The 20,084-nt window shown below is 71.7% G+C and carries 18 protein-coding genes; 11 read left to right on the top strand and 7 right to left on the bottom strand.

Features of this window, described 5'->3' with window-relative positions; all coding sequences use genetic code 11:
• The first annotated feature begins 13 nt into the window (after positions 1-13).
• Together ABZS37_RS11885 and ABZS37_RS11880 are read left to right on the top strand one after the other, a co-directional pair.
• Complete coding sequence (locus ABZS37_RS11885; protein ID WP_355168062.1) at positions 14-460, top strand: DUF4240 domain-containing protein; 447 nt, start codon at positions 14-16, stop codon at positions 458-460.
• Positions 461-671: 211 nt separating this feature from the next.
• On the top strand, positions 672-1,373 hold the full coding sequence (locus ABZS37_RS11880; RefSeq protein ID WP_355168060.1) for a M23 family metallopeptidase: 702 nt from the start codon (positions 672-674) through the stop codon (positions 1,371-1,373).
• On the opposite strand, the gene ABZS37_RS11875 is transcribed toward ABZS37_RS11880, so the two are convergent.
• From ABZS37_RS11875 to ABZS37_RS11855, 5 genes are all read right to left on the bottom strand, one after another.
• On the bottom strand, positions 1,294-2,475 hold the full coding sequence (locus ABZS37_RS11875; protein WP_355168058.1) for an aminotransferase class V-fold PLP-dependent enzyme: 1,182 nt from the start codon (positions 2,473-2,475) through the stop codon (positions 1,294-1,296). The genes ABZS37_RS11880 and ABZS37_RS11875 overlap by 80 nt on opposite strands.
• Positions 2,476-2,519: 44 nt before the next feature.
• Entirely contained in the window at positions 2,520-3,518 is a 999-nt protein-coding gene (locus ABZS37_RS11870; protein WP_355168056.1) for a tyrosine recombinase XerC, read from the bottom strand.
• A 284-nt stretch (positions 3,519-3,802) separates the two neighbouring features.
• The gene (locus ABZS37_RS11865) at positions 3,803-5,008 is read right to left on the bottom strand and encodes a DNA-processing protein DprA (protein ID WP_355168054.1); all 1,206 of its coding nucleotides are present in this window, start codon (positions 5,006-5,008) and stop codon (positions 3,803-3,805) included.
• Positions 5,005-6,525: a YifB family Mg chelatase-like AAA ATPase gene (locus ABZS37_RS11860; protein WP_355168052.1), complete on the bottom strand. Its 1,521-nt coding sequence runs from the start codon at positions 6,523-6,525 to the stop codon at positions 5,005-5,007. Before ABZS37_RS11860 ends, ABZS37_RS11865 begins: the two co-directional genes overlap by 4 nt.
• A gap of 39 nt (positions 6,526-6,564) precedes the next feature.
• Positions 6,565-6,924 (bottom strand): YraN family protein, encoded by a 360-nt coding sequence (locus tag ABZS37_RS11855; RefSeq protein WP_355168050.1) that lies wholly within the window; start codon positions 6,922-6,924, stop codon positions 6,565-6,567.
• A gap of 197 nt (positions 6,925-7,121) precedes the next feature.
• Between ABZS37_RS11855 and ABZS37_RS11850 the strand changes: the two genes are divergently transcribed.
• The 8 genes from ABZS37_RS11850 to ABZS37_RS11815 all read left to right on the top strand — a co-directional run bounded on the left by ABZS37_RS11850 (position 7,122) and on the right by ABZS37_RS11815 (position 16,279).
• Entirely contained in the window at positions 7,122-8,255 is a 1,134-nt protein-coding gene (locus ABZS37_RS11850; RefSeq protein WP_355168048.1) for a hypothetical protein, read from the top strand.
• A 395-nt stretch (positions 8,256-8,650) separates the two neighbouring features.
• The gene (gene rpsB / locus ABZS37_RS11845; protein WP_355168046.1) at positions 8,651-9,577 is read left to right on the top strand and encodes a 30S ribosomal protein S2; all 927 of its coding nucleotides are present in this window, start codon (positions 8,651-8,653) and stop codon (positions 9,575-9,577) included.
• A 133-nt stretch (positions 9,578-9,710) separates the two neighbouring features.
• Positions 9,711-10,538: a translation elongation factor Ts gene (gene tsf / locus ABZS37_RS11840; RefSeq protein WP_354993162.1), complete on the top strand. Its 828-nt coding sequence runs from the start codon at positions 9,711-9,713 to the stop codon at positions 10,536-10,538.
• A 160-nt stretch (positions 10,539-10,698) separates the two neighbouring features.
• Positions 10,699-11,466 (top strand): UMP kinase, encoded by a 768-nt coding sequence (pyrH, locus tag ABZS37_RS11835; protein ID WP_088946657.1) that lies wholly within the window; start codon positions 10,699-10,701, stop codon positions 11,464-11,466.
• Positions 11,467-11,548: 82 nt separating this feature from the next.
• A complete protein-coding gene (frr, locus tag ABZS37_RS11830; RefSeq protein ID WP_355168044.1) occupies positions 11,549-12,106 on the top strand; it encodes a ribosome recycling factor in 558 nt (185 codons plus the stop codon).
• A 378-nt stretch (positions 12,107-12,484) separates the two neighbouring features.
• Positions 12,485-13,798 carry a phosphatidate cytidylyltransferase gene (locus ABZS37_RS11825; protein WP_355168042.1) on the top strand — a complete coding sequence of 438 codons (1,314 nt, stop codon included), beginning with the start codon at positions 12,485-12,487 and terminating at the stop codon, positions 13,796-13,798.
• A 104-nt stretch (positions 13,799-13,902) separates the two neighbouring features.
• A complete protein-coding gene (gene rlmN, locus ABZS37_RS11820; protein WP_354993165.1) occupies positions 13,903-15,060 on the top strand; it encodes a 23S rRNA (adenine(2503)-C(2))-methyltransferase RlmN in 1,158 nt (385 codons plus the stop codon).
• 31 nt (positions 15,061-15,091) lie between these two features.
• Positions 15,092-16,279, top strand: a complete 1,188-nt coding sequence (locus ABZS37_RS11815; RefSeq protein ID WP_355168040.1) for a DivIVA domain-containing protein — start codon at positions 15,092-15,094, stop codon at positions 16,277-16,279.
• Positions 16,280-16,364: 85 nt separating this feature from the next.
• Here ABZS37_RS11815 and ABZS37_RS11810 read toward each other — a convergent pair whose 3' ends face one another.
• Complete coding sequence (locus tag ABZS37_RS11810; protein WP_355168039.1) at positions 16,365-16,586, bottom strand: DUF2631 domain-containing protein; 222 nt, start codon at positions 16,584-16,586, stop codon at positions 16,365-16,367.
• Positions 16,587-16,783: 197 nt separating this feature from the next.
• Here ABZS37_RS11810 and ABZS37_RS11805 point away from each other — a divergent pair, with 197 nt between their 5' ends.
• On the top strand, positions 16,784-18,364 hold the full coding sequence (locus tag ABZS37_RS11805) for a Rieske 2Fe-2S domain-containing protein (RefSeq protein ID WP_355168037.1): 1,581 nt from the start codon (positions 16,784-16,786) through the stop codon (positions 18,362-18,364).
• A gap of 122 nt (positions 18,365-18,486) precedes the next feature.
• Here ABZS37_RS11805 and ABZS37_RS11800 read toward each other — a convergent pair whose 3' ends face one another.
• The gene (locus ABZS37_RS11800; RefSeq protein ID WP_355168035.1) at positions 18,487-20,082 is read right to left on the bottom strand and encodes an NAD(P)/FAD-dependent oxidoreductase; all 1,596 of its coding nucleotides are present in this window, start codon (positions 20,080-20,082) and stop codon (positions 18,487-18,489) included.
• Between the last annotated feature and the right edge of the window lie 2 nt (positions 20,083-20,084).

Raw genomic sequence — 20,084 nt, 5'->3', positions numbered from 1 at the left:
GTTGAGGATCTCAATGCTTGCAGATGAGGAATTCTGGCGGCTCGTTGCGGTGCTGGGCGGTCAGCCCGAGGTCCAGGACGACCGGCCGTACGAGCGGTTGACGTCTGTGCTGTCGGAAGAGCCGGTGGAGCGGATCATCGACTTCGCCGAGGCGCTTGCGTTCAAGCTCCACCAGTTGGACCGTCGGGTGCTGGCACAGCCTGCTTCGCCGGGTGCCGCACGATTGTCCGATGACGATTTCCTGTACGCGCGCTGCGCGGTGGTAGTGGCGGGACCAACGGCGTTCAATGCCGTGCTGGCGGATGCCACGGCGTTCGAGCGCTTCACCACCGTGGAGGCCGCGCATGCGGAATCGATTCTCGATGTTCCCTCCGACGCCTACCAGAAGGTGACCGGAGGGGAATGGGACCACGTCGAGCAGTACGACTACGAGACCGGATCCAATGAACAGTGGTGGTGAGCCGGGCGGCCAACGCCGACCCCGGCTCGTCGTGGTCCTCGTGCCAGGAGAGCCAGTCCCGAGTCATCGGCCCAGCATAGGCAGCGTCCACCCACCTCGGGCATAGCAGATCATCGACGGCCTTCGGGTGGTCGTCCACAGGTCCTCCGGTCATCCACAGCTCGGTCGGCCGGGCTGGCGGACGACCCGGCCCTGCCCGAAGGCTGCCGTCATGCGACCGCCATCCGCACCGTGTGTCGGCTCGATCCGCCGTACCGTCCTGCTCTGCACCGCGTTGCCGCTCGCGCTGACCGCCCAGCTCTGCGGGCTGGCTGTGCTGGTCGCGGCGGTGCCCGGCCAGTCACCGGCGCCGGCCGTGCCGCTCGCGGTGGCGGCGGACCAGGTGGACGCCGGCCCTGGGCGGTTCCGCTGGCCGGTCGACGGGCCGCCTCGTCCGGTGCGCCGGTTCGACCCGCCGCCCCGGCCGTGGCTGCCCGGCCACCGGGGGGTCGACCTGGCCGCCCCGCCCGGAGCGGTGATCCGCAGCGCCGGGTCGGGCACCGTGCTCTTCGCCGGCCTGGTGGCCGGCCGACCGGTGATCACCGTGGGGCACGCCGACGGGCTGCGGACCACCCACGAACCGGTCCGACCAGCCGTACGCCCCGGTCAGCCGGTCGCCGCCGGCGCGCCACTGGGTGAGCTGCTGCCCGGGCATCCGGGTTGCCCAGCCAACGCGTGCCTGCACTGGGGCCTACGCCGGGGCCAGGAATATCTGGACCCGCTGGCACTGCTCGGCCTCGGCCCGGTGCGACTTCTCCCGGTCGACGGGGTCAGCGCCGGCGGGGGCAGTGGGGTCAGCGCTGGGCGAGCAGTGCCGGCAGCCGCACGGCCAGCCGTTCGTACTCGTCGGCGGTGTTGTAGACCTGACCGGTGAGCCGCAGCCACCCCTGGCCGTTCCAGCTCATCACCGCCACCTCGGCGGCGAGCCGCTCGCCGATCCGTGTCTGCAACGCCCGCGCCGCGTCGATGGTGGGCGCCGTGCCTGCCGGCAGCGGAATGAGGCGCAGAGACACCCCCGGCCCGCCGGGGTCGGGCAGCTGGGCGGGAGGCACACCCAGCGCGTCCCCCACCACCCGCTGGCCGTACGCGGCGAGGGCGGCGTTGTACGCCCGCACCCGGTCGACGCCGAGGCTGCGCAGCGTGAAAAGGCCCGCCGGGGCGGCGAGCCAGGAGGTGTAGTCGAGAGTCGCCTGCCACTCGATCCGGGCCGGGAAACCGGAGTCCTGCTCCCAGGAGACCACCAGCGGCTCGATCTGGTCCCGCCACTGCGGTGCCACCGTCAGCAGGGCGGTCCCGCGCGGGGCGTACGCCCACTTGTGCAGGTTGCCCACCCAGAAGTCGGCGCCGATGCTGGCCACCGGCGTGGGCAGCATGCCCGGGGCGTGCGCGGCGTCCACCAGCACCGGCACGCCATGTTCGCGGGCAACCCCGACGATGGCGGCGGTCGGGAAGAGCTTGGCGGTGGCCGAGGTGAGCTGATCGACGACAAGCAGCCGGGTACGCCCGGGACGCAGGCCGGCGCGGATGGTCTGCACGATCTGCTCGTGGGTGGCGTCCAGCGGGATCGGCAGGACCCGGCTGACCGCTCCGGTGCGGCGGCACTCGCGTTGGATGGCCAGGCTCACCGCCCCGTACCCGTGATCGGTGCTGAGCACCTCGTCGCCGGGTCGCAGGCCCAGCGACTGGAGCACCACGGCGACGCCGGTGGTCGTGTTGCCCACCAGGGCGCTGCCGTCGGGGTCGGCGCCCAGGAACCCGGCGAGGTGCCGGCGGGTGTGGGCGATGCGGTCGACCAGCCCCTGGGTGAAGAAGCGCAGGGGGTTGGCCTCCATCTCGTCGCGCAGCCGCTGCTGGGCTCGCTGCACGCCGATCGGGACCGCGCCGAACGAGCCGTGGTTGAGGTGGCTGACCGCCGGATCCAGGGAGAAGAGCAGGCGGGCGCCCGGGATCGACTCGGGGGGCTGCGGGACGCTCACTCGATGATCGTAACCGCCGCGCTCCCTCGCCCTCCGGCCCTTGATCAGGCGCGTGGATGGGCCTGGCGGTACGCGGCGCGCAGCCGCTCCACCGAGACGTGCGTGTAGATCTGCGTGCTGGCCAGCGACGAGTGGCCGAGCAGCTCCTGCACGGCGCGCAGGTCCGCGCCACCCTCCAGGAGGTGGGTGGCAGCGGAGTGGCGCAGACCGTGTGGGCTGGTCCGGGGCAGGCCGGTTGCCTCTGCGTACGCACCGACGATCTGACGCGCGGTCGTCGGATTGAGCCGACCACCTCGGGCGCCGAGCAGCAGCGCATCGCCGGAGCGGGTGCCCACCAACGGTGGCCGGCCCCGGCGTAGCCATTCGTCCAACGCCCGCTGTGCGGGCACCCCGTACGGCACCGAGCGTTCCCGTCCGCCCTTGCCGAACACCCGGATCACCCGTCGGCCGTGGTCGACGTCCCCGACGTCCAACCCGCAGGCCTCGCTGACCCGCACGCCGGTGGCGTAGAGCAGCTCCAGCAGTACCCGGTCGCGCAGCGGTACCGCCTCGGTCGCGGCCCGTTCCGCTGCGTCCGATGTCGGCCCGGCCGGCGGGTCTGCGGGCGGTGCCTGCCGGGCCGGCGCCTCGACCAGAGCGACGGCCTGGTCGGCGCGCAGAACGGTGGGCAGCTCCCGGTGCGCACGAGGGCTGGCCAGCGCGGCACCCACGTCGGCGGAGAGCAGCCCGGCCCGGTGCGCCCAGGCGCTGAACGCCCGCGCCGACGCGGCCCGCCGGGCCAACGACGTGCGGGCCGCACCGGTGGTTCGCTGCCGCGCCAGCCAACTGCGCAGCACCGACAGGTCCAGCTCGGCCAGGTCGACGCAGCCCATCCGTACGGCGTGGTCGAGCAGCGAGACGAGGTCGGTGACGTACGCGCGGACGGTGTGCGCCGACCGGTTACGCACCCGGGACAGGTGCTCGGCGAAGTCGTCGATGGCGTCGCGCAGCGCTGGCGGTAGCGCCTGGTGCATGGCCCGGGTGCCCCGGTCGGGCCGGCTCATCGTGGCTCCGCCAGCCGTGCCGACGCGCTGGCTCGACCGGCCCGGGCAACCCCACTGACAGCTGGCACGGCACCAGCCTACGGCCGGGCGGCGTACGTCACCGGCCACGATGGTGCCGATGTTCGTCTAGCGGCGGTTGGCCCTCTTGATCAGTACCGCGACCAGGCCGGCAATGAGCGCGGCGGACGTGACGAGACAGCACAGCGTGGCGATGTGCCACGGCTTGACAGCACCCATGACCGCGCACGGTACCGGTAACACCGACTATCAAGGTGCCCTGTGCTTCAGGGTGCGGTGACGCCTTCGGTGTCGCGCTTCGGTTTGACGGGTGGGGCGAGGGCATAGCCGTCGTCGCGACGGACCACCATGGACAACTCCTCCAGCAGGGACAGCTTGCGCAACGCGGTCCGTAGGTCGACACCGGCGCGGGCGGCGAGCCGGTCCACGCCCATCGCGCCCCGGCGGGGCAGCGCCTCCAGCAGCGAGCGCGCGTCGTCGTCGAGCGTGTCGGTCGGCCGTTGCGGGCCTCGCGCCAGCGGGGCCAGGTCCGTGCCGATCCGGCCCACCTCCTCAAGCACGTGCGCCACCCCGGTGACCAGCCGGGCCTTGGGGAACTCGCGGAGCAACTCGTGTGCCCCGACGGACATCGCCGAGGTCACCGGCCCGGGCACCACCATGGCCACCCGTTCGGTGTAGATGGCTCGCCGAGCGGTCTGCGTCGCGCCACTGCGCGCCGACGCCTCCACCACGACGGTGCCCAGGGTGCCTCCGGCGATCACCCGGTTGCGGATCAGGAACCGGGGCCGCAGCGGCTCGGCGCCGGGCGGCCACTCGCTGACCAGCAGCCCGGTGTCGGCGATCCGGTCGAAGAGCGCCGCGTTGCCCATCGGGTACGGCCGGTCCAGGCCACAGGCGAGCACCGCGACGGTCAGGCCGCCCGCGTTGAGGGCACCCCGGTGGGCGGCAGCGTCGATGCCGAACGCGCCACCGGACACGACGGTCCAGTCCCGCTCGGCCAGCCCGTACCCCAGCTCAGTGGCGACGTGCTGGCCGTAGCCGGTGGCCGCCCGCGCCCCGACCACGGCCACCGAGCGCTCCAGGGCCTCGCCCAGCGGCCAGCTGCCGCGTACCCAGAAGCAGAGCGGTGGGGCCGTCTCACCGTCCACCCGGCGGGTGACGTCCGGCAGTTGCAGCGTGGCCAGGCCCGCCACCCGGGCCGGCCATTCCTCGTCGTCCGGTGTGACCAGCCGGGCACCGAGCCGGTCCGCCCGGTCCAGCGCCTCGGCCGCCACCGCCCGGGCGTCGCCAGCCGCCGACCGGGCGGCCACCGTGGTGTGCAGCCAGCCGTCCGGGCTGCCGCCGTCGAGCAGCAGGTCCAGGGTCGCCACCGGGCCGAGCCGTTCCACCAGTCGGTGCACCGCGCGGGTGCCCGGCTCGGCCAGCCAGGTCAGTGCGACCCGGGCCAGCCTGCGTTCCTCGTCGGCGCTCACGTCGCCTCCCCCGTCCGTAGTTGGATCGCCTCCCGGACGTCGTCCAGGTCTGGCCGGTCCCGGCCGTCCAGATCAGCGATGGTCCAGGCCATCCGGATCACCCGATCGAAGCCGCGCGCCGACAGCGAGCCGGAGTCGAGCCGGCCACGCAGCTCGACGGTGACCCGGGCGGGCAGTCGCCACGGCGGTCGGCGCAGATGGGGGCCGTCCACTTCGGCGTTGACCCGCCGGCCGAGGCTGGCCCAGCGGGTGGCCGCCGCCTGCCGGGCCGCCACCACCCGGGCGGCGACCGTCGCCGAGGGCTCGGCCTCGCCGTCGGGTGCCATCAGTTCCGCCGCCCGCACCGGCATCAGCCGCACCTGTACGTCGATCCGGTCGAGCAGTGGCCCGGAGAGCCGGCCCAGGTAGCGGCGGCGGGCCAACGGCGTGCACTCGCAGTGCGCGTCGCCGGCCGGTTTGGCGCAGGGGCATGGGTTGGCGGCCAGCACCAACTGGGTTCGGGCCGGGTACACGGTGCCACCCCCGCTGCGACTCAGCTGGATGCGGCCTTGCTCCAGGGGTTGACGCAGTGCCTCCAGGGCGCCCTTGCTGAACTCGGGGGCCTCATCCAGAAAGAGCACACCGCGGTGCGCCAGCGACACCGCGCCGGGTCGGGCCAGCCCCGAGCCGCCACCGACCAGCGACGGGATGGTCGCGGTGTGGTGCGGTGCCTGGAACGGCGGGCGACGCAGCAACCGGCTGCCCGGTGGCAGCAGCCCGGCGACCGAGTGCAGCGCCGTGACCTCCAGCGCCGCGTCGTCGTCCAGCTCGGGAAGGATCGACGGCAGCCGTTCGGCGAGCATCGTCTTGCCGGCGCCCGGAGGGCCGAGCAGTGCCACATGGTGCCCGCCAGCGGCGGCGACCTCCAACGCGCGCCGGCCCATCTGCTGCCCGGCGACCTCGGCGAGATCCGGCCCGTCGACGACCGGTGCCGGGGTGGCGGCCGGCGGCTCGATCAGCGGGGTGCCGTCGCGAACGAAGGCGACCAGCCGGTGCAGGGTGTCCACCGCTCGCACCCGTACCCCGGGGATGACCGCGGCCTCGGCGGCGTTGCCGACCGGGACGATCACCCGCTCGACGCCGGCCTGAGCTGCGGCGGCGACCATCGGGAGCACCCCGCGCACCGGCCGGACCGTCCCGTCCAGCCCCAGCTCGCCGAGGACCACCACCCCCTCCAGGGGAAGCAGCGGCAGCTCACCCGAGCCACCCAACAGAGCGGCGGCGATGGCCAGATCGAACGCGGAGCCGAACTTCGGCAGCGTGGCGGGCAGCAGGTTGAGGGTGATCCGCCGGTTGGGCCAGCGCTGGCCGGAGTTGACCACGGCGGCGCGGACGCGGTCGCGGGCCTCGTGCAGGGCGGTGTCCGGCAGACCGGAGATCACCACCGCTGGTAGGCCGGCGGCCAGGTCGGCCTCCACCTCGACCAGGTGGCCGGTGACTCCGACCAGCCCCACGCAGAGCACCTTCGCGTAGCTCATCGCGCGTCACCGCCAGCCCGAACGTCCGGTGTCCGCATCTCAGAACGCGCCCTTGAGGTGGTCGACCTGGGCCGGACCGGCGTCGGGCAGGCGCACCGACAGCACGTCGAAGCGCACCTCCTCGGCGGTCGTGCCGGTCTCGGCCAGCCAACGCGCGGCGAGCCCCCGCAGCCGGCGGGCCTTGGCCGGCACGATCGCCTCGGCAGGGGTGCCGAAGTCGTCGCTCCGGCGGGTCTTCACCTCGCAGAAGGCGAGCACCGGCCCATCCCACGCGATGATGTCGATCTCCCCGGCCGGGCAGCGCCAGTTTCGGGCGACCGGGCGCAGCCCTGCCTCGGTCAGGTGCCGGGCGGCGCACCGCTCGCCGTACGCGCCAACCGCCTGGTTCCGCTTCGTCATGGCCGGCACGGTGCCCGTCGCCGCACCAGCATCGCGACCCCGTCGGAGGCCGAACTGTGGACGACGGGTCACCTGTGGACAACCGGACGATCAAGCCCGCGATGTGCTAAACCACCCTGCTGCACAGGTGGGCGGCCGGCGAGGCCCGAGCCGGGTTCAAATGGCGCGGAGGCAGCCGGTCGCATACGGTGCCGGACGTGGACGGACGACGGAGCATTCCGGAAGATCAGGAGTCACGCTGGTACCCCGACGAGCGGGGTCGCGGTTACGGCGAGTCGGAGTGGCGTGGCGCGGGCGAACCGCGGTACCGGGACAGCGAGATTCCCGAGCAGCGTGGCGCCGACGAGGGTCGCTTCGGCGAGGACACCGGCGCCGGCCGACGTCGGGAGCCGGACTCCGGCCGCTTCGGGACCGCCGACGCGGGCCGCCTCGGCTCGGCTGAGCCGGATTCCGGCCGCTTCGGGGCCGTCGACGCGGGCCGCCTCGGCTCGGCTGAGCCGGATTCGAGCCGCTTCGCCTCGGCGGAGCCGGACTCGGCTCGCTTTGGCGTGGCGGAGCCGGACTCCGGTCGCTTTGGAGCGGTCGAGGGCCAGCCCGTCCGCTTCGGTACCCCCGAGTCCGAGTCCGGACGTTTCGGCGCGGTCGACCCGCTGGGGGACGCACGGCCGGAGACCGACGGATACCGGGCTACCCGGTCCCGGCGGGCGGACCGGGACCCCTCGGAGATCTCCGGTGAGCTGCCCGGTCGCCGGGCCGCCCGGGAGTCGGGCGGGACGGATTCCCCGCTGACCATCGGCCGCGAGGACGCCACCGCCAACCGCGTGGCGACGCCGACAAGCGACACGTCGGCCGGTGTGCTCGCCGACCAGGCTCGTCCGGCCCCGCTCGGCGGGTATCCGATCGTCGAGCCGACCCGGGGCGGCGACACGCCACACCCGCTGGAGATGCCGACCGGCCCGATGCATCCGATCACCCCCCGCGGCGACCTGCCCGCAGGCGAGCCGCCGGTGTATCCGCCGGTGGCCGACGGCGTCTACCGGACCCGCCGCCCGGTGTTGGCCGTACTCTTCGCCCTGCTGGTGTTGATCTTCGAGTTCCCCGCGCTGCGGGTGCTGCTGGCAGGCGTGACCGGTGATCCGGTGGACGCCGGGAACGTGGTGGTGGGCATCGCCCTGGTCGCCGCTCTGCCAATCTTCGCAACCGGGCTCTATGGGCTCCGTACCGGAGGTTTGGCGCTTTCCGACGGCGGCCGGGGCTGGCTACGCCCGCCGACGGCCTACCTGACCGTCGGCCTGGGGCTCTTCCTCGCGGCGGCGCTCGCCGCCGGCTGACCCGCAGCCAGCCCGTCGCAGCTGATGATTCACGCAACAACCAGGAAATAGTGGCCTCCCGCGACGCGGGAGGCCACTATTTCCATGAACCAGCGCGATCTTCCAGCGATCGAGCGGCGAGCGGCGAGCGGCGGGCGGCGAGCGGCCAGCGGCCAGCGGCGGAGCAGCACCCCACGCGCACCCCGGAACGGCTGAACGGGTGAGGGGCGTACACTGGCCAACTGGCGACCGCCTCGTGCGGTCGACCTCGCGCGCCCTCTTCACGAATCATCGCGGAGTGACGGCCTCCCTGGTCCCGATCTTGATCGGGTCCACCATGGGCCGGCGACCAGGCGCCAGGACGCCCGGCCACCGGCCGGGCGTGACAACCAGGGATCTTGAGGAGTACCCCAACCATGGCCGTCGTGACCATGCGCCAGCTGCTGGAGAGCGGTGTCCACTTCGGGCACCAGACCCGGCGCTGGAACCCGAAGATGAAGCGCTTCATCATGACCGAGCGCAACGGCATCTACATCATCGACCTCCGCCAGACCCTCGAGTACATCGAGAAGGCGTACGAGTTCGTGCGTGGGACCGTCGCCGAGGGTGGCAGCATCCTGTTCGTCGGCACCAAGAAGCAGGCCCAGGAGGCGATTGCCGAGCAGGCGACCCGGGTCGGCCAGCCGTACGTCAACCACCGCTGGCTCGGTGGCATGCTGACCAACTTCCAGACGGTGTACAAGCGGCTCCAGCGGATGAAGGAGCTGGAGGGCCTGGGTGACCTCAGCGGCACCACCGCCGGTTACACCAAGAAGGAGACCCTGCAGCTCTCCCGCGAGAAGATCAAGCTGACCCGCACCCTCGGTGGTCTGCGGGACATGCAGAAGCTTCCCGCCGCGGTCTGGATCGTCGACACCAAGAAGGAGCACATCGCCGTCGACGAGGCCCGCAAGCTGGGCATCCCGGTGATCGCGGTGCTGGACACCAACTGTGACCCGGACGAGGTCGACTTCCCGATCCCGGGTAACGACGACGCGATCCGGTCGGCCGAGCTGCTGACCAAGGTCGTCGCCGCTGCCGTCGCGGATGGTCTGATCGCGCGTTCCGGCCGTCGCCGGGGCACCGACGAGAAGCCCGAGGGTGTCGCGAGCGACGAGCCGCTGACCGAGTGGGAGCGCGAGCTGCTGGAGCCGAAGAAGGCCGACGAGTCGGCCGCCCCGGCCGAGCAGCCCGCCGCTGTCGCCGCCGAGCAGCCCGCCGCCGCCCCGGCCGAGCAGCCCGCCGCCCCGGAGCAGCCGGCGCAGGCCGCCACCGAGCAGCCGGCGGCCGCTACCGCGGAGTGATTGCACCGTCGCTGCCCCGCCGTCCCGTTTTCGGGCGCGGGGCAGCGGCGGTACACCGGGCACGATTCGCCCGGATCCGGGTAACCGGCACCTCTGACCATCCACACGCCGTCTCAACATCGAAGAGAGAGCCATGTCCCAAATCACCGCCGCGGACGTCAAGAAGCTCCGCGACCTCACCGGCGCCGGCATGATGGACAGCAAGAAGGCGCTGACCGAGGCCGAGGGCGACTTCGACAAGGCCATCGAGATCCTGCGCGTCAAGGGCGCCAAGGACGTCGGCAAGCGGGCCGGTCGTACGGCCGCCAACGGCCTCGTCGCCCACTCCGGCAAGGCGCTGCTCGAGCTCAACTGCGAGACCGACTTCGTCGCCAAGACCGAGTCGTTCATCGCGCTGGGCCAGCAGCTGGTCGAGCACGGCGAGCGTTCCGGCGTGAACACCGCCGAGGAGCTGCTCGCCACCGAGCTCGACGGCAAGGTCGTCGCGGACCTGATCCAGGAGCAGTCGGTCAAGATCGGCGAGAAGCTGGTGCTCAACCGGTTCGCCAAGGTCGAGGGCACCACCGCCGTCTACCTGCACCGCAAGGCCCAGGACCTCCCGCCGGCCGTTGGTGTGCTGGTGTCGTACACCGGCAAGACCGACGAGGCGGGCGACGCCGACGCCCGTGGTGTGGCCATGCAGATCGCCGCGATGCGGCCGAAGTACCTCACCCGGGACGAGGTTCCGGCTGAGGTCGTCGAGTCCGAGCGGCGCATCGCCGAGCAGACCGCCCGCGAGGAGAACAAGCCCGAGGCGGCCCTGCCGAAGATCATCGAGGGTCGGGTGAACTCGTTCTTCAAGGACTACGTCCTGATCGAGCAGTCGTCCGTGTCTGACAACAAGAAGTCGGTGAAGCAGCTGCTGGCCGAGGCCGGCATCGAGGTCACCCGCTTCGTGCGGTTCGAGGTCGGTCAGGCCTGAGTCGCCACCGGGCGCCGCGGGCGCCCGTGGGCAGAGACGTCAACGAGGAGGCCGCCGGTGTACGTGACAGGCACCGCGGCCTCCTCGTCACATAGGGTCGGCAGCGGCAGGTTCGCGGTACGCGCCGCACGGGGCGTGCGCGTGGGGAAGGGCGGGGCGGATGACGCAGGTTGTGAGTGACCGGACGCTGGCGGTGGACGATCCGACGGCGCCGCCGCCGGGGCGTGCCCGCCGGGTGGTGCTGAAGCTCTCCGGTGAGGTGTTCGGTGGCGGCGCGATCGGCGTCGACCCGGATGTCGTCCAGGCCATCGCCCGGCAGATCGCCACCGTGGTCCGCCGCGGCGTGCAGGTTTCCGTGGTGGTCGGTGGCGGCAACTTCTTCCGCGGCGCGGAGCTGCAGAAGCGCGGGATGGACCGGGCCCGCGCCGACTACATGGGCATGCTCGGCACCGTGATGAACTGCCTCGCGCTGCAGGACTTCCTGGAGAAGGAAGGCATCGAGACCCGGGTGCAGAGCGCCATCACCATGGCCCAGGTCGCCGAGCCGTACATCCCGCTGCGGGCGATCCGGCACCTGGAGAAGGGCCGTGTGGTCATCTTCGGCGCCGGCGCCGGGATGCCGTACTTCTCCACGGACACGGTGGCCGCCCAGCGGGCGCTGGAAATCCGGGCCGACGTGGTGTTGATGAGCAAGAACGGCGTGGACGGCGTCTACACGGCCGACCCCCGGATCGACCCCACCGCCAGCAAGCTCGACTCGATCACCTTCTCCGAGGCGCTGCGCCGCAACCTGCGGGTGGCCGACGCGGCGGCGTTCAGCCTCTGCATGGAGAACGGCCTGCCGATGCTGGTCTTCGGCGCGCAGGGTGACGACACCATCATCCGCGCGGTGGGTGGCGACAAGATCGGCACCCTGATCACCGCCTGAGCCCCGCCGATGGCGTTGGCAGCGGCGGTCTGACGACTTTCAGCAGAGCCCACGACGAGCACAGAAGGAGGCGAGGAGACCGGTGATCGACGACACCCTCCTCGAGGCCGAGGAGAAGATGGAGCGTGCGGTTGAGCACGCCAAGGAGGAGTTCGGCGCCATCCGTACCGGTCGCGCCAACCCCGCCATGTTTTCCAAGGTCATCATCGACTACTACGGCACGCCCACACCGCTGACCCAGATGGCGTCCATCGCGATCCCCGAGCCGCGGATGGCCATCATCAAGCCGTACGACAACTCGCAGATCAACGTGATGGAGAAGGCGATCCGCGACTCGGACCTCGGGGTGAACCCGAACAACGAGGGCACTCAGCTGCGCATCCTGCTCCCACAGATGACCGAGGAGCGCCGCCGCGACATGATCAAGGTGGCCCGGCACAAGGGTGAGGAGGCCAAGGTGGCGATCCGCAACGTCCGCCGCCGCGGCAAGGAGGAGCTGGACCGGATCGTCAAGGACGGCGAGGCCGGCGAGGACGACGGTCGCCGCGCCGAGAAGGAGCTCGACGACCTGACTCAGCGTTACGCGGCCAGCATCGACGACCTCGTCAAGCACAAGGAAACCGAGCTGCTCGAGGTGTGACGGTCCGCCCGCTGGGCGGGTGAGATGCTCCGAGGCCCGTCCCGACGTTGGGGACGGGCCTCGCGTCGTACCTCAGCACGAAATGGTGGTCTCGGCCAACTGCTCACCCGTGTCCGTGTCGCGGAGCGACAAGCGGGCGGTGGCCCGGCCCGGGTGCAATACCGGGGGCTGGCGGCCAGGGCGAGGTCCGTCGCCGTGCCTCGTCCACCGTGCCGGTACGGCGGGTGCAGTAGGCTCTGCAGGATTCCCGGCCACCGGGCGGTGAACACCGGGAATCGACCGACCGTCGGGGCGGTCAATCGGAGGAACATCGCGCGTGTAGGGGATGCTTGTGGTCTTGCGTCATGTGGTGGTTCTCGTGTCGCGTCGCGGTGCGTGATGTCCCACCCCGACCCCTACGGCAGCGAGCCTCGTGGCTGGGACCGGCCCGAGCGCCCGGTGGCACTGCCCTGGCCCGAACAGGACCTGGATGCGGGCCAGTGGAGCCGCCGTACAGCCCCCGGCCCCCCGGAGCTGTACGCCGAGCCGCACACCCGACCGTACGCCGACCCGCACGCGACGGAGCCGTACGACGAGCGTGGCCGCCCGGACGACCGGTACCGCTTCGACGACCGTGACCGGCACGATCGTTTCGACGACCGCGACCGGTACGACCACCTGCCTGCCGCTGGCGACGGGCCGAACGGCTACGACGGCCCGGAGCACCCGGACCGGGGCTCTCCCGCCCGCCTCGACGACCCCGGGTATCCGACCGAGCAGCTCGCGCCCGTCCGGGCCGACCTGGCACCGGACCAGGATCCGGCGGCGACCGGTCGACGGTCGAGAGGTCGACGCCGGGCCAGTGCCGACCGACCCGCCACTCAGCAGTTGGGCAATGGGCGTGCCGGCCGCAACCTCCCAGCGGCGATCGGGGTCGGGCTCGGCCTCGGCGCGCTGATCGTGGTGCCGCTGGCCTTCTACCCGTTGGCGTTCCTGCCGGTGATCGCCGCCGCCATCGCCATCGGCATGTGGGAGATGGCCCGAGCGGTCCGGCGCAGCGGCGCCCACCCACCGTTGGTGCCGCTGATCGCCGGCGGTGTGCTGACAGTCGGTCTGGCCTGGTTCGCCGGCCCGGACGCGCTCAGCCTGGGGCTACTGGTCACCGTGCTGGGCACCATGATCTGGCGGCTGGGCGACGGTCCGGCCGGCTTTCAGCGGGATCTCACCGCAGCCACCCTGATCGCCGTCTACGTGCCGTTCCTCGGCGGTTTCGCGGCGCTGCTGGCGGCGGCCCCCGACGACGGCCCGCTGCGCATCCTGGCCACGCTGATCGCGGTGGTCCTCTCCGACACCGGCGGATACGCGGCCGGTGTCTCCTTCGGCCGACACCCGATGGCCCCGTCGGTGAGCCCGAAGAAGTCCTGGGAGGGTTTCGCCGGCTCGGTCACCGCGGCGGCCCTGGGCAGCGCGCTGCTGCTGTGGCTGATGTTCGAGGTGGCCCCCTGGTGGGGCGCGTTGTTCGGGGTGGCCGTCTCCTGCGCGGCGGTCCTCGGCGATCTGGCCGAGTCCATGATCAAGCGGGATCTCGGTGTCAAGGACATGAGTAACCTGCTGCCCGGCCACGGCGGTCTGATGGACCGACTGGACTCGATCCTGTTCGCGGTGCCGACCGCCTACCTGCTGCTGGCGATCTTCGTGCCGATGGTGAACTGAGGTATGAATCACGGCGTCCCGGTCATCCGGCTCCGGCGGTCGCGGCCCGTTCGACACCTCCGGACCGGCACCTGCCGCCGGTGGCGTGACACACTGGACCAGCCATGACGAGCCTGCCGTTGATCCCTGTCATCTCGAACGCCCCCGCCGCGCGCCGGGCGTCCATGCCGCCGAAGCACCTCGCCGACCTGGACCTGGCCGGCCGGCAGGCGCTGGTCACCGAGTTGGGCGAGCCGGCCTTCCGCGCCAAGCAGGTCTCGAACCACTACTTCGGGCGGCTGGTCCGCGATCCGCAGGCGATGACCGACCTGCCGGCGGCGACCCGCGAACGGCTGGCCGGTCAGTTGCTGCCCACGCTGCTCAACCCGGTGCGGGAGCTGGCCTGCGACGACGGTGCGACCCGCAAGGCGCTGTGGCGGCTGCACGACGGTGCAATGGTTGAGAGCGTGCTGATGGGCTACCCGGACCGGGTGACAGTCTGCATCTCCAGCCAGGCCGGCTGTGGCATGGCCTGCCCGTTCTGCGCGACCGGCCAGGCCGGGCTGACCCGCAACCTGTCCACCGCCGAGATCGTCGACCAGGCGGTGTACATGGCCGGGGTGGCGGCCTCCGGCGCGGTCGCCGGCTCTCCGCCGCGGCTGTCGCGCGTCGTCTTCATGGGCATGGGCGAGCCGCTGGCCAACTACAACCGGGTCATCGCGGCGGTCCGTCGACTGGTCAGCCCTGCTCCGGAAGGGCTCGGCCTGTCCCAGCGGCACATCACCGTTTCCACCGTCGGCCTGGTGCCGGCCATCCGCCGACTGGCCAGCGAAGACCTCTCAGTGACCCTTGCGCTGTCGTTGCACGCGCCCGATGATGATCTGCGCGACGAACTCGTGCCGGTAAACCAGCGCTGGAAGGTAGCCGAGGTGCTGGACGCAGCGTGGGACTACGCCGCCCGGACGGGCCGTCGTGTGTCGATCGAGTACGCGATGATCAAGGACGTGAACGACCAGCCGTGGCGAGCTGACCTGCTCGGGCGGCTGCTGGCCGGCAAATTGGCCCACGTGAACCTCATCCCTCTCAATCCGACGCCGGGCAGCCGCTGGGACGCGAGCCCGAAGCCGGTTGAGCGGGAGTTCGTCCGGCGGTTGCGCGACGCCGGGGTGTCCACCACCGTACGGGACACCCGAGGTCGCGAGATCGACGGCGCATGTGGCCAGCTCGCCGCCGCCGAGGACAACGACACCAACACCGACCGCGCCGGAGAGGCACCGGCGTGACCGGGCGTGGCGAACGAGACCAGGAGACATAGTGGCGAGTCAGGGTCAGCGTTTCCGGCGCAAGGCGCTCCGCCGGGGATACAAGGTCGACGAGGTGGATGCCTTCCTCGACCGGGTCGAGGCGACGCTCGACGGCCGACAGGTCGGCGCCCCGGTGGCCTCCCAGGAGGTCCACGACGTCGTCTTCCGAGTCCGGTTCAACGGCTACGACGAGTGGCAGGTCGACCTGCACCTGGACCGGGTCGAGCGGCAGTTGGCCGAACTGGAGGAGCGCAGCAGCGCCGGGCGCGGCGGCGACCCTCGAATGGGTGACCGGATGGGCCCACCGGACCGTATGGGGCCGCCGATGCGCGATGACCGGGGCATGGTTCCGCAGCCGATGCCGCCCCGGCCGATGCCCGCGCAGGCCGGCCCGCCCGCCGACCGCTACGGCCGCTACGACGAGCCGACCGGCGCCTTCGCCGGCGGGTACGACGCCCCCCGTGGCGGTTACGACGCGCCGCGAGGCCCGGCCGGCCCCGGCCCGATGGGCCCCGGTGGCCCGATGGGCCCCGGCCCGATGGGTGGCCACGGTGTCCCGCCGCGCGGCCTGCCCGCAGGCCCCGGTGGCTATGGCCCGGATGATCAGCGTTCCCCCGGCGGGTACGGCCAAGACGACCAGCGTTCGCCCGGCGGGTACGGCTCGGACGATCAACGCTCGCCCGGTGGGTACGGCCCCGACGACCAGCGCTCGCCCGGCGGCTATCCGCCTGAGGAGCCGCGCTTCGACGGCTTCGAGGCCGGGCGGCACGGCCGCGCCGACATGACCGCCGAGATCCGGATGCCGGAGCGGGACCTGCGCGACATGCGCCGTGGCCCGGCCGGTCCGCCTCCGATGCCGCAGCAGGGCATCGGTGGCCCGCCGATGGCCGGCCCGCCCGCTGTGGCTGGCCCCCCGATGGGCGGTCCTCCGATGGCTGGCCCGCCCGGCAGCGACCTGTACCGGGTCGACCAGATCCGCCGCAGCTTCCAGGTGCGCCGGTTCGGCAGCGGGTACGACCCCGATCAGGTGGACCGGTTCTTCGACACCCTGCTCGGCGGCATGCAGCGCCGCAACCCGATGCCGGTTGACCCGAAGGACCTGGACACGCTCCGGTTCGGCCTGGTGCCCGGTGGCTACTTCGAGGCTGAGGTCGACGCCGCGCTCAAGGACGTGCAGGACATCCTCTTCGGGCGCTGACCCCGATACGTACGGACGAGGGCCCGTCCCCCGGGTGGGGGCGGGCCCTCGGCGTCGTCGGCCGGTCGTCCGGCGGGCGGTCGGGTCAGGAGCGCAGACCGTTGCGCCGCAGCACGGCGTCGCCGATCACGATGATCAGCAGCAGCGCGGCCAGGCCGATCAGCCAGATGTCCTCGACCCTGCCCTCGTGGTTGCCGCAGATCATCGCCAGCAGCGCCAGCGCGGACAGCACCGCGCCAATCTGCCCGGCCTTGCGGTGCCCGGGCTTGTGCTGGTCTGGCGACGTTACCGGCTCGCTTCCTGCCACTGTCGGTCCTTCCCTCGCGATCGGATCTTTGGTTAGTCTGGCACGCCTCCTGCTCGGTACGGTCGGGTGGGGGTTTCCCGGCCATCGGCCTTGCCCACCCGGGCCGAACGGCACTGCCGGCATCGAGGGGCGGCGGTCAGACTCCCTCCGGTAGCGTTCGGCGTACACCTGATTGTCTGTTTGAGGGGGACTGTGCGGTGCGAGTGACCGGAACCGGGCACGCCAGCATGCGGATCGACACGGCCGCGGGCAGCATTCTGTGCGACCCGTGGGTCAATCCGGCCTACTTCGCTTCGTGGTTCCCGTTCCCCGACAATTCCCTGCTCGACTGGGAGAGCCTGGGTCAGGTCGACTACCTGTACGTCTCCCACCTGCACCGGGACCACTTCGACGCGAAGCATCTGCGGGACTTCGTCTCCAAGGACGCCACGGTCCTGCTCCCGGAGTTCCCCACCTCGGAGATGGAGGACGAGTTCCGGGCGCTGGGCTTCACGAAGTTCCTGAAGGCCCCCAACGAGCAGGTCGTGGAGCTGCCCGGCGGCCTGAAGATCATGATTCAGGCGTTGACCAGCCCGACCGACGGGCCGATCGGCGACTCCTCGCTCTGGGTCGAGTACGACGGGGTGCGGCTGCTCAACCAGAACGACGCCCGCCCCACCGACCTGACCGTCTTCGCCGAGCTGGGGCACGTGCACGCGCATCTGCTCCAGTTCTCCGGCGCGATCTGGTACCCGATGGTCTACGAACTGCCGCAGGCGGCGAAGACCGCGTTCGGTAAGCAGAAGCGCGACCGGCAGTTCGACCGGACCTGGCGTTACATCGACGACCTGAAGGCGTCGCACGTCTTCCCGATCGCCGGCCCTCCGTGCTTCCTCGACGACGAGCTGTGGCAGTTCAACGACATCCACGGCGACGAGGGCAACATCTTCCCCGACCAGTCCGTGTTCCTGTCGGAGTACGCCAAGGTCGGCGGCACCAACGGCATCGTGCTGCTGCCGGGCAGCGTCACCGAGGTCACCACCGAGGGTGCGACCACCACTCACCCGGTGCCGATCGACGAGTTCTTCGCGAACAAGGTCGCCCACCTGGAGGAGATGCGGGAGCGCAAGCGCCCCATCATCGAGGCGGAGAAGGCGTCCTGGCGGCACCCCGAGGTGGACGTGCTCGGCCAGATGAAGCGCCGGATCGAGCCGCTGCTCGACGAGTCGATCTACCTGGCCAAGGGGGTCGGCGGCCCGGTCCGCTTCGACCTGGTGGGTTACGACGGGGTGAGCGTCGAATCAATCGTGGTGGACTTCCCGGGCAAGGAGGTCCGGCCGTACGCCGAGGAGAAGGTGCGCTACCGGTTCCGTACCGAGCGGTCGCTGATCGAGCATCTGCTCTTCATCGACGAGGTGGACTGGGTCAACTCGCTCTTCCTGTCCTGCCGGTTCTCGGCGGCCCGGATCGGTCAGTACAACGAGTTCGTCTACGCGTTCTTCAAGTGCCTCTCGGAGGAGCGGCTCCAGTACGCCGAGGGCTGGTACGACGAGCATGAGCGCAGCACCGACGCCGAGGACGTCACCCTGGGCGACTGGGTGGTGCAGCGGCGTTGCCCGCACCTGAAGGCGGACCTGACCCGGTTCGGCATCGTCGACGGTGACCAGCTCACCTGCCAGTTGCACGGCTGGCGCTTCGACCTGCCGTCCGGCCGCTGCCTGACGAGCGTCGGTCACAAGGTCCGAGCCCACCGCGTAGACGCGGAAACCCCGGCCCCAGCAGGCGAGGCGCTGAGCTGACCGCCCTCCAAGCCGCGTCGATCATGGAGTTGTGGTGGGTGACAAACTCCGCTCCCTGCCCCAAAGCAGGCACCACGCGTCCATGATCGACGCGGTGGAGGGCGGGCGGGGCGGAGGGCGGGTTAGGGGTTCAGGTCCTTGAGGATGCGGCGGGCGGCGTTGTGGCCGGCTGCGCCGATCACGCTGCCGGCCGGGTGGCAGCCGGCGCTGCCGGCGTACACGCCGTCGATGCCAGTGGCGTAGGGCATCCGATCCGTGAACGACACCGTGTTGTCGACGTGGTGGATGTGGCCGCCGGTGATGCCGAAGTGGGCCTCGATGCCCGGTGGGGGCAGCGGCACCGCGTCGGCGATCAGGTCGGCCGTGCCCGGGGCGTACCGCTCGACGATCTCGATGAGCCGGTCGACGTAGCCGGGCAGTTCCGCGTCCCAGGTGGTGCCCGCCAGTTCGTAGGGGACCGACTGCACGAAGAGCGCCGACGAGTGGTGCCCGGCGGCGTCGGAGAGCGACGGGTCGACGGTGGTGTGCAGGTACCACTCGATCGTCGGCTCCGCCGGCAGCAGCCCGGCCTGCACGTCCGCCCACATCGCCCGCAGTGCCGTCATCGGTGAGGTGGCCTCCCCACCGACCAGCGACGCGGACCCGGGCAGCAGGTGGATGGTCGAACCGAACGGGCTCGGCGTACCGACCGGCAGGCAGGAAAACTGCGGCAGCCCGGTGAGCGCCAGGTTGAGCTTGAGGGTCGTGCCGGGGCGGCGGACCGCCGCCATCCGCTCGCCGAGCGGTGCCGGGAGCGCGCCGTCGGGCAACAGGTTGATCAGCCGGTACGGGTCACACGCGCCGAGCACCACCCGGGCGGTAACCTGCCGGCCGTCGGCCAGCACCACTCCGCTCGCCGCGCCGCCGTCCAGGGTCACCGCACTCACCGGCGTACCGGTCAGAATGGTCGCCCCGGCGGCGCGGGCGGCCTCGGCGAACGTGCGCGAGACCGTGCCCATCCCGCCCTCGGCGATCATCCAGGTGCCGCCCGAGCCGGGTAGCCGGCACATGTTGTGCACGAGGAAGTTGTGGCCCGTCCCGGGGTCGTCCGGGCCGGCGTTGAGCCCGGACAGCCCGTCGGTGACCGCGTACATGCTGACCAGCAGCTCGGAGCGGAACTCGAACCGGGCCAGGTAGTCGGCCACCGAGCCCTGGACGAGGTCGACGAAGACCTGCCGCAGCGCCGGGCGGACGTGCCGCTCGGCGGTCTCCTGGACGCTGAGCGGCTCCGCCAACCAGGCCGGGGCGAGATCCTCGCGCAGCGCGGCCAGCTCGGCCTGCATGGCGTCGTCGGCGGCCACGTCGGCGGGGGAGAAGAACTCGGCGAGCTGCGCCCGGGTAGCGGCGGTGTCACTGCCGAAAAGCAGGTACGGCGAGCCGAGACCGCCGGGCGTGGGCAGGAAGTAGTGCGGGTCGCGCCGGAGCACCGGGATCCGTACGTCGAGCGTGGTGAGCAGCTCCGGCGGCATCAGCCCGAGCAGGTACGAGCCGGTGGAGTGGCGCAGCCCCGGCACCTTCGGGAACGGGTTCTCGGTGCGGGTCGCGCCACCGATCATGTCGGCGGCCTCCAGCACCAGGACGTCCAGACCGGCACGGGCCAGCAGGACTGCGGAGACCAGACCGTTGTGCCCGGCACCGACGATCAGGACGTCGGCGCGGGCCGGAATCTCACTGCTCATGC

It is taken from the genome of Micromonospora sp. NPDC005413 (assembly GCF_040606435.1).
GTDB lineage: Bacteria > Actinomycetota > Actinomycetes > Mycobacteriales > Micromonosporaceae > Micromonospora.
Note: the sequence above shows the minus strand (reverse complement) of the source record. Positions and strands in the feature narration are given on the sequence as shown.

Excerpts from the sequence above, each read along its gene's own strand:
- ABZS37_RS11825 (WP_355168042.1), top strand. The coding sequence starts at position 12,485 with ATGTCCCACCCCGACCCCTACGGCAGCGAGCCTCGTGGCTGGGACCGG.
- ABZS37_RS11860 (WP_355168052.1), bottom strand. The coding sequence starts at position 6,525 with ATGAGCTACGCGAAGGTGCTCTGCGTGGGGCTGGTCGGAGTCACCGGC.
- ABZS37_RS11855 (WP_355168050.1), bottom strand. The coding sequence starts at position 6,924 with ATGACGAAGCGGAACCAGGCGGTTGGCGCGTACGGCGAGCGGTGCGCC.
- pyrH (WP_088946657.1), top strand. The coding sequence starts at position 10,699 with ATGACGCAGGTTGTGAGTGACCGGACGCTGGCGGTGGACGATCCGACG.
- ABZS37_RS11880 (WP_355168060.1), top strand. The coding sequence starts at position 672 with ATGCGACCGCCATCCGCACCGTGTGTCGGCTCGATCCGCCGTACCGTC.
- ABZS37_RS11800 (WP_355168035.1), bottom strand. The coding sequence starts at position 20,082 with ATGAGCAGTGAGATTCCGGCCCGCGCCGACGTCCTGATCGTCGGTGCC.
- rlmN (WP_354993165.1), top strand. The coding sequence starts at position 13,903 with ATGACGAGCCTGCCGTTGATCCCTGTCATCTCGAACGCCCCCGCCGCG.
- ABZS37_RS11885 (WP_355168062.1), top strand. The coding sequence starts at position 14 with ATGCTTGCAGATGAGGAATTCTGGCGGCTCGTTGCGGTGCTGGGCGGT.
- rpsB (WP_355168046.1), top strand. The coding sequence starts at position 8,651 with ATGGCCGTCGTGACCATGCGCCAGCTGCTGGAGAGCGGTGTCCACTTC.
- ABZS37_RS11870 (WP_355168056.1), bottom strand. The coding sequence starts at position 3,518 with ATGAGCCGGCCCGACCGGGGCACCCGGGCCATGCACCAGGCGCTACCG.
- tsf (WP_354993162.1), top strand. The coding sequence starts at position 9,711 with ATGTCCCAAATCACCGCCGCGGACGTCAAGAAGCTCCGCGACCTCACC.